Below are 8747 nucleotides of genomic sequence, written 5' to 3' on the forward strand. Positions count from 1 at the left end.
AGCCTGACGGCCTCCGGTGGCGACAACAAGGTGGAGGGTGTCAACCTGAAGATGGCCGCGAAGGCGCAGGCGGAGCTGGCCGCTCCCATGATCAAGGTGGCGGCCCAGGGCAAGCTCGGTCTCGAGTCCTCGGGCATGGCGGATCTCAAGGGGGCGATGACCACCGTCGCCGGTTCGCTCGTGAAGCTGGGTTGAGGGTGCGGTGAGCGACACGTCGGAGCGGATCTACCTGGATTACCTCAACGAGCTGGATGCGCTCGAGCGCTTCCGGCAGCGCTTCCTGACGTCGCACCCCACCGTGCCGTTGGACCGGGAGGATCCGCATGTGCGGCGCCTCATCGAGTCCATGGCCTTCTTCTCGGTGCAGACGCGCCTGGCCACGCAGCACAACCTGCGCTCCACCTGGTTGCGCCTGTTCTCCTCCTTCTTCGACTTCCTGCTCCAGCCGCTGCCGGCGGTGGCGCTGGTGCAGGCGCTGCCCGCGGAGAAGATGACCGAGACGCTGGCGCTTCCGCGAGGCACCGAGCTGCGTCTCAGCCCCAGCCACGGCGCGCCCGGCGCCTTCCGCACCCGGCGCAACCTGCGCGTCCTGCCCATCTCCATGGTGGGCAGCGAGGTGGTGCGCCTGCCGGATGGGCGCTGGCGGCTCATCGTCCGCTTCGAGTCCAGCTTCCCACGCCGGGATCCGGTGGGCCTGTTCAGCCTGCACGTGCGCCACCTGGACGAATATCGTCCCTCGCTGGCCGTCTTCCACGCGCTGCGCAAGCACCTCACGCAGGTGGGCGTGGTGTACGACGCCCCGGCCAGCGAGTCCTCGCAGGGCCTCCCGTGCGAGTTCTCCTTCGGCGCCGCCGCCCCCGAGTTGGATGACGCCGGGGCCTACGAGCACCCGCTCCAGCGGGTGCGTGCCTTCTTCCAGATGCCTGAGCAGGGGCTCTTCCTCAACGTGTCGGTGCCCTCGCACCGCAAGGAGTGGAGCCGCTTCAGTCTGTGCCTGGACCTGGACAAGTCCTGGTCGGTGGGTCGCTCCTCCCACCCGGACTTCCTCCACCCCTTCGTCGTGCCGGTGGAGAACCTCAAGGCCGAGCCCGCCCAGCCCATCCTCGCCGACGGCACCCGCTCCGAGTACCCCATCCGCAGCATGACCGCCGGGCGCGACCTGCAACTGCACTCCGTCACCGGCGTGTTCGTGATGGGCAAGACCGGGCGCTCTCCCATGCGCCCGGCCTTCCTCCCAGGCGAGGGGCCGAGCTACGAGCTGGACGAGGCGCTCGATGAGGAGATGCGCCCTCGCCACAACCTGCTGGTGCGTCTGCCCGAGGCCTTCGTCGAGCCGCAGAAGCTGCTGGTGGAGGCCCTCTGGTTCCAGCCGCAGTTCGTCTCCGAGGCCGTCGGAAAGGTGAGTGTCTCCACCCCGGGTCGACACGTGGAGGGCCTGGGCTGGCAGCTGGTGGGCCGGCTGGAGCCGCACCGCGACAGCTCGTTGCGCAATGACGTGACCGGGCTGACCCGACTGCTGGCCTGGAAGGTGAAGTCCACCCTCGAGCGCAACGAGCTGGCCGCGCTGCTCAACTACCTCGGCACTCCCACCGAGGAGCCCTTCCGCCGCGTCATCCCCTGGGTGCGCGAGCTCAAGGCCACCGTGGCCCCGGACGGCGCCATGCGCGGCTCGGGCCTGCTGCACGTCTACGAGCTGCTGCTGGAGCCCTTCGACACTGGCGCCGAGCCCCTGGTGACCTGTTTCCTCGAGCAGGTGCAGCAGCTGCTCGAGGCGTGGAATGGCGAGGCCTCGGTGGTGCTGCGGCCCTCCGTGGCCGGGGCTGGCTCCTTCCCGCTGAAGGTATCCTCATGAAACTCGAGCATTGGCAGAGCATCCTGCGGGCACACCGGCAGGTGCGCTCGCAGATGGATCAATCTCTTCCCCCCGAGCCCGACGCGGGTGGGGAGCGCACGCAGGTCCGCGTGGGCCAGCAGGGACTGTCGCTGCTCCAGCAGCAGCTCCTGGCCGAGGTGAGCGACCTCCAGAAGGCCCTGGGCGCCGCCTACCGTGACGACGAGATCGAGGAGGCGCTGCGGCCCTTCGTCTACCTCGTGGACGAGCTGGTGCTGCGCCGGCTCGCGGACGTGGAGCAGGCCGAGTGGCCGATGCTCCAATACAAGCTGTTCGGCATCGACTCGGGCGGAGATCGCTTCTACGAGCTGGCCGACGAGAAGCTGGTGCAGAAGGGCGCCTCGCCGCTCGTCTTCGAGCTGCTGCACTTCTGCCTCACCGCGGGCTTCGAGGGCCGCTACGTGGGCAACACGGCCCGACTGCGCGAGTACAAGGAGCGCCTGGCTGCTCGCATCCCCACGCCCGAGGTGGTGCCCGCTCCCCCGCCTGCCGTGGCCCAGGCCCCGCTCGTCCACGCCTTCCCCGTGCGCTACTACGTGGCGTCTGGATTCGTGGTGGCGGCCGTACCAATGTTACTGTGGTGGCTTTCGAGATGAAGGTCGAAGCGCAGATGCTGAAGGAGCTCCAGGGACCTCGCGCGCAGTTGGGGCGCCTGGAGCGAGCCATCCACTCCGAGCTGGGCTCGCTGAGCTCCGGCGTGGAGCCGTTGCTGGAGGAGGTGCGCGCCGGAGTGGCCGCGCTCTTCCCGGAGGCGGGCGGCACGCGTCTGGCGCCCAAGGAACATGAAGCTCAACACGAGAAGCTGCTCCAGTCCCTGGATGGGCTGGAAGAGGTTCTCGAGGCACTTCAATTGGCCGCGCGTTCTGGTCGCTCGCCGAGCGCGGCCCGCGGGGGGGGATGAGCCGTGGGGTCGCAGCTGCTGAAGATGGTGTTGGCGCAGGTGTCGGATCCGGCCAAGGCGCTGGCCGCGGGGACGCAGGCGCTCAACACGAACGCGCAATCGATCAACAAGAGCGCGACGACGCTCCAGAAGCTCTGGGGCAAGGTGGGCCCGTACGTGCTGTGGCTGCTGGCGATCCTCGCCGTGGCGGCCGCCGTGTATGGCCTGGTGAAGCTGGTGCAGTGGTGGCGCCGTCGCGGTGCGCCGGCCGCCGCCGCCAGTGGCCCTCCGCCCATGGCTCCCCAGCGGCTGCTCCAGGTGCGCCGCGGCTTCCTCGCCGGGCTGCCCTTCGCCAACCGCGCCGCGGTGGTGGACCTGCCCAATGTGGTGGTGCTCGGGCCCGCCGGCAGCGGTAAGACGCAGCTCATCGGCCTGGACGTGGACTGGCAGCGCCAGGCCCGTCAGTTCCTCCCCAGCTACACCGCGGACTCGCTGCTCCAGATGTACCTGGGGCCGGACTGCGTGGTGCAGGAGGTGTCGGCCCCGCTGCTGGAGGATGAGTCGCTCGGGGCCCGCGGTGCTCTGCGCCGGATGTGGAGCAAGTGCTTCAGCCAGCGGCAGAAGGGCCTCGCCGTCCTCGTGCTGGATGTGCGCTGGCTCTCCGACACCCCGCCCGACGAGCAGCGGCGCATGGCCCAGCTGCTGCGCGGCAAGCTCAACCTCATGTCCGAGGCCTGCGGGGGCCCGGTGGAGACCCGCCTGTGCCTGACGCACATGGACGGGCTGGAGGGCTTCGAGGACTTCGCCCGGCTGCTGAGGCAGCACGGCGTGCCGCTCTCCTTCGAGATTCCCAAGCAGGGCGAGGAGGAGCGTCTGTCCTCGCTGCTGCACGGGCAGGAGCAGTACTTGGCCCTGGGGCTCACCTCGCTGCCGGTGGACGCCTTCGAGCGCCTGGAGCACTTCTACTCCCAGGGCGGGCGCTCGTTCGCGGGCCTCGGCCGCTTCGTGTCGGCGCTGCTGGAGGGCGATACCCTCTCCTACAAGCCCAAGCTCACCCGGGTCTTCCTCTCCTCTCCCACGCCCGAGGCGCGCGCCAGTGGCACGCTCTCCATGCATGCCGAGGAGGGTGGCACCAACACCCAGTCGCTGCGCGCCCACTACCTGCGCACCCACTTGCGGCGGGCCGTGATGATCGCCGCGGCGTGCTGCCTGCCCGTGCTGGCGGCGTACGCCCACTTCTACCTGCTGCTGGACGAGGCGCAGGAAGAGGTGCAGCAGTTCGAGGACACCGTCACGGAGCTGCGCGAGCAGGGTCTGGAGGGCCGGGGAGAGGTCGTCGAGCAGCAGGTGAACGAGGCCGCTGACGCGCTGGTGAACCTCAAGCGCGCCGAGCGCTGGTGGCCACCGCTGTCGACCAGCTTCCCCGATGAGACGTTGGATCTGCGCCAGCGCCTGGCCCAGGGCATCCGCGAGAGCCACCTCCGGCCCGCCCTCGAGCGCTGCCGCAAGCAGCCCAAGGACTGCCGCCCCGAGCAGGTGGTCTACCTGTTGGCCGCCCTCCACGCCTCGAATACGGACTCGCTCGGCACCTTCGTGAGTTCCAGCATCCAGCCCCAGCACTCGCGGCGGTGGAGCGGCAAGCAGGCCGGCGCGTCGGGTGAAGAGCCCACCTCCGGGTCCGAGGCCCGCTCGTGGATCTCCGCCCTCGAGCTGCGCGAGCCGCTGGTCGGCACCTACGTCCTCGCCAGTGACGCGCCCTGGGAGCGCAATCCTCCCTGCCGCCGCGGCGTCACCGTGCAGGGCCACGGCACCGAGGAGGTCTGGTCCTGCTGGCCCTACGCGGAGCGGCTGACGGTCGAGAGCCAGCTCAAGCCCTGGTTCGATCATCTGCAGTTCCTCAGCCAGACGCTGGAGGCCGGGCACAAGGAGCTGGCCATGCTCGACATGCGCCGGGACGAGCGCGAGCGGCTCAAGGCCCAGTTGGCCGACCTCGACGTCTATGCCTCGCTGCCCTCCGTGCTCAACCTGATCGACGCCTCCAAGGTGCAGGTCGACACGCGGCACTTCCAGGGCATCGAGACCACCGTCCAGGTGCTCGACTGGTTGAGGGCGAACCGCGACACGCTCGCCGCCGTGCTGAACATGGAAGAGGAGGCCTACGCGGGCTACCTCGTGGTGGATAAGATGGGCCCCTCCGAGTTGCTGACTCGTGATGGTCTCTGGCTGGTGGGCGCCAACAAGGGCCCCTACCGCATCGAGCTGCTCCAACAGTCCTTCGAGTTCCGTCCGACCCAGCTCTCGAGCGATCTGCTCCAGGCCCTGCTCGACTTCTACGAGCAGACCGGCCGGCTCAGGCTCGGGCCCCAGAGCGACGTCCGCGAGGGGTATCCCATCATGACCCGGACGCCCTTCGAGACCGACCTCAAGCCCCTGGTGGACGACTTCACCCAGCGGCTGAAGAACGCCCAGCTGTCCTCGGACGCGGCGGCGAAGCGCGAGGAGTACGTGCAGAAGCGGGTGAACGGGTTCTCCCGCGACTACCGCGCGGGCCTCTACGCCAGCATGAAGGGCTACCGCTTCGACAAGGTGCTGCGCTGGGAATTGCTCGACAGGCTGGCGCGACTCACCCAGCCGTCGTCGGATCAGGTGGACATGCTGCGCGACGTGGCCCACCGGGCCAACCTCGAGCCGCTGGAGGGGCCGTACTACGAGCCGCTGCGCAACAACGTGGCGCCCTTCCAACCCATCGTGAAGCTCATGACGGCGGACAAGGGCGGCTTCTACGCCGCGCTCGCCCCGTACCATGCGCTGGTGGCGCAGATGCATGACGAGCTGGATGCCGTGTCCAAGCCCGGCCAGGACAAGGCGGCGGCCCCGGCGGCCGCGGAGGGCAAGGACAAGGCCGCGGAGGGCGAGGAGGAAGGCGAGGCGGCGAAGGGGGAGGGCGGTACCGCGGAGCTCGCGGACATGATCTCCCCGCTGGAGAAGGTGGCCCTGTCCATGATGCTCGAGGAGGAGGGCTCCTACCTCCGCAAGGCGCAGGAATGGTTGGATCAGCAGGGCATCACCGGCGAGCTGCGCCAGCCCTTCCTCGAGCCCTTCCTCCAGGTGCAGCGCCTGGGCAAGCAGGAGCTGGAGACCACCCTGGCGCGGCAGTGGGAAGAGGCATCGGGGCGCATGCTGCGGCCCATGCTGGATCGCTACCCCTTCAACCCCGAGTCCAAGGAGGACGTGGATCCGGGCGAGCTGGAGGTGCTGCGTCGCAAGGACGGGGCCTTCTGGCACTTCGTGGACCAGATGTTCTCCCGCGTGTGCATGGAGCGCGGCACGCAGTGGTCGCTGCGCGGCCCGCTGCGCGAGAAGCTGAAGCTGCCGGACGAGATGCTGGTCACCCTCAGCAAGCTGTCCCGGTTGTCGAGGCTGCTGTGGGATGACGAGGGCCGGCCCCGGCCGCTGATGCTCAAGGTGCAGCCGCAGCCGCTGCCCGCCCCGCCCATGACGGGCGTCTTCGTCACCATGTCCTCCCTCAAGTGCGGGAAGACGGCCGCGTATGGCTTCAACCAGAGCCCCACCTGGCAGGAGTTCCCGCTGAGCTGGTGGGATCAGCAGGTGTCCTCCATCGTGCTGGAGCTGCGCTCGCCCGCGCGCGACATTCCCCAGTACCTGTCGCTGCCGTGGAACCGCTCGGCCTGGAGCTGCTTCCGGTTGTTCGAGGAGGCCCTGCTCACCACGGATCAGCGCCGGCAGTGGAGCCTCGCCCTCCAGGGCAACGGCGTGAGCAAGCGCGGGTTGGACATCAGCTTTGGACTCAAGGGCGATCCCTGGGTTCCCTTCCGAGAGGTGCCGCGATGAGCGCACGCATGTATCGACTGACGACTCTCTCCGCGCTGCTGCTCGGGGCCTGTGCGCCGAGCACCATCAACCTCAACATCAAGTCGCCTCCGGGCACCAACCTGGGCCGGCCGATGTACATGCTCGTGCGCCAGGTGGACCCGAAGGAATACGCCAACGAGGCGTACTCCGAGGTGGCCGACAAGATCGGCTCCCCGGACAAGACCGTGCTTCACACGGCCGTCATCTACCCGGGCACCATCCAGCGCTTCCAGGTGAAGCCGCCGAAGGAGGGGGCCATGGCCGTCTCCTTCCTCTTCACCGCCCCGGATGGCAACTGGCAGCTGCTGCTCAGCCCGCAGGCGCAGGCCGCCGTGGACGTCGAGCTGACGGTGAGCCGTATCTTGAGCGACTCGGCACCGGCGGCCCTCCCCTCGGAAGGGGGCGAGGCGCCAGCAGCGCCCAAGAGCGAGGCGCCGGAAATGCCCACGCTGCCAGAGAAGATGCCGGAGCTGCCGAAGTTCGGCGCCGCCAAGTAGCTCAAGCGGCCAGCGAGCGCACCCGGGTATCGGCCTCGTCCATCACCTTGTCCACCCACTCGCTCGCCTGCTTCAATGGCGCGTCGAAGAGGGTGGTCTCCTCGATGGACGTCTTGAGCGTGTCGAGCGGCTTGAGCAGCTGCTCCCGGGCCGCGTCCACCCGGGTGGCCACTCCGTCGATCTGCTTGGCCGCCGCGTCCATCAGCTTCCCGGCCTCTTCCGAGAAGGTGGTGAGCACCTTGTCCACCTGCGCGGTGATCTCGGTCTCGATGCGCTCCCGGGCCTTGCTGGCCTCGTCGAGCGCCGTGTCCACCGCGGTGCGGGCCTTGTCGAGCCCGTCCTTCAACTCCTGCTCGCCGGCGGCCACCTTCTCGTCGATCTTCTCGCCCACCTTCTTCACTTCGGCGGTGGCCTTGTTGACCCCCTCCTCGAGCTGGTCCTGGAATTTCGTGAGCTGTTCCTTCACGTTCCCCTTGAGCGTCTCCACGCGCTCGGACACCTGCTTCTGGAGCGCCTCCACCTGCTTCACCACCTGATCACGGGCGGTGTTTATCTGGAGCGCCACCTGCGCCACCAGCTGCTCCACCTGCTCCACGGCCTGGTCGATGGTGGCCTGCACCGACTCCTTCAGGGTCTCGATCTGCTGGACGAGCTGCTGCTTGATCGCATCCACCTGCGCCACGGCCTGCGCCTGGATCTGATCCACCTGGGTGATGAGCTGCTGCTGGAGTGACGTGATCTGCTCGCCCACCTTGCTGGTGATGGTACCGAGCTGGGTGGAGATCTGGTTGACCACCTTGGTGATGGCCTGGATGGCCGGGTCCACCAGCGGCTTGGGCAGATCCGAGGCGGGAATGGCCTCCAGCAGTTGCACGGCCTTGGCCAGGAGGGACTCCAGTGTGCCGACCAGGGTCTTGTAGAGCGTCTGGAGCTGCTCGAGCTTCTCGGGCAGGGCGGTGAAGATCGCCATGAGCTGCTTCTCGATCTCGGCGATCGTGTCCATCAGCGTGTCGAGCACGGAGAAGGCGGCGTCGAGCGTCTGGCGCACGGGCGCCTGGATGGACTCGAAGGTGGTGACCGCCGTCTTCATCAAGGCATCGAGGGCCTCGGTCCCCTGGGTGATGACCGTGTCGATCTGCTTCTGCACCGCGTCGAGCAGGTCCTCCACGGCCTTGATGCCATTGGCCAGTTGTTGCACCTGGTTGGCCAGGGTCTGCTCAATCAGGTCGAGGATCTGGTTGACCTGCTCGCGTCCGGTCGTGAGGGTCTGGCCGACGGTCTTCTCCACCGTCTCCAGGACCTGGGTGGCCGTCTCGGTGGCGCTCTTCACCTGGGTGCGGATGGGGTCCAGGGTCGCGCGAATCTGTCCCACCAGCCGCCGGACCTGGGCCTTCGAGGACTCGCCCGCCGACTGGATGCTGTCGTGGACCCCCTGGAGGGCCTTGGAGGGCTGGACGACGACGGTATCGAGCGCCTGGGTCAGCTGCTGGGTCTCGTTGCCGAGGGTCTCTCGGATCTGCACCATCGGGGCGAGCAGCATCTCCGTCACGGCCGTGAGCTTCTCGGCCGCGCCCTGGAGCTCCTTCTCCGCCTTGCCCTGGAGCTT

The 8747-nt window shown here is 68.5% G+C and carries 6 protein-coding genes and 1 pseudogene; 6 read left to right on the forward strand and 1 reads right to left on the reverse strand.

Annotation, left to right across the window (positions count from 1 at the left end; translation table 11 throughout):
* From VF794_RS34955 to VF794_RS34980, 6 genes and pseudogenes are all read left to right on the forward strand, one after another.
* Window positions 1-195, forward strand: a pseudogene (locus VF794_RS34955) (hypothetical protein); the annotation flags it as partial.
* A 7-nt stretch (window positions 196-202) separates the two neighbouring features.
* The gene (locus tag VF794_RS34960) at window positions 203-1852 is read left to right on the forward strand and encodes a type VI secretion system baseplate subunit TssF (protein WP_331117458.1); all 1650 of its coding nucleotides are present in this window, start codon (window positions 203-205) and stop codon (window positions 1850-1852) included.
* Entirely contained in the window at window positions 1849-2487 is a 639-nt protein-coding gene (locus VF794_RS34965; protein WP_331117459.1) for a DotU family type IV/VI secretion system protein, read from the forward strand. The genes VF794_RS34960 and VF794_RS34965 overlap by 4 nt, the downstream gene beginning before the upstream one ends.
* Entirely contained in the window at window positions 2484-2792 is a 309-nt protein-coding gene (locus tag VF794_RS34970; RefSeq protein WP_331117460.1) for a hypothetical protein, read from the forward strand. Before VF794_RS34965 ends, VF794_RS34970 begins: the two co-directional genes overlap by 4 nt.
* Window positions 2793-2795: 3 nt before the next feature.
* Window positions 2796-6623 carry a hypothetical protein gene (locus VF794_RS34975; protein ID WP_331117461.1) on the forward strand — a complete coding sequence of 1276 codons (3828 nt, stop codon included), beginning with the start codon at window positions 2796-2798 and terminating at the stop codon, window positions 6621-6623.
* Window positions 6620-7141, forward strand: coding sequence for a hypothetical protein (locus VF794_RS34980; RefSeq protein WP_331117462.1), 522 nt, complete (start codon window positions 6620-6622; stop codon window positions 7139-7141). Before VF794_RS34975 ends, VF794_RS34980 begins: the two co-directional genes overlap by 4 nt.
* A gap of 1 nt (window position 7142) precedes the next feature.
* On the opposite strand, the gene VF794_RS34985 is transcribed toward VF794_RS34980, so the two are convergent.
* Window positions 7143-8747 (reverse strand): hypothetical protein (locus VF794_RS34985; protein WP_331117463.1); only part of this gene is annotated, 1605 nt, incomplete at its 5' end.

The organism is Archangium sp. (assembly GCF_036389735.1).
Lineage (GTDB): Bacteria > Myxococcota > Myxococcia > Myxococcales > Myxococcaceae > Archangium.

Excerpts from the sequence above, each read along its gene's own strand:
- VF794_RS34965 (WP_331117459.1), top strand. The coding sequence starts at position 1,849 with ATGAAACTCGAGCATTGGCAGAGCATCCTGCGGGCACACCGGCAGGTG.
- VF794_RS34970 (WP_331117460.1), top strand. The coding sequence starts at position 2,484 with ATGAAGGTCGAAGCGCAGATGCTGAAGGAGCTCCAGGGACCTCGCGCG.
- VF794_RS34980 (WP_331117462.1), top strand. The coding sequence starts at position 6,620 with ATGAGCGCACGCATGTATCGACTGACGACTCTCTCCGCGCTGCTGCTC.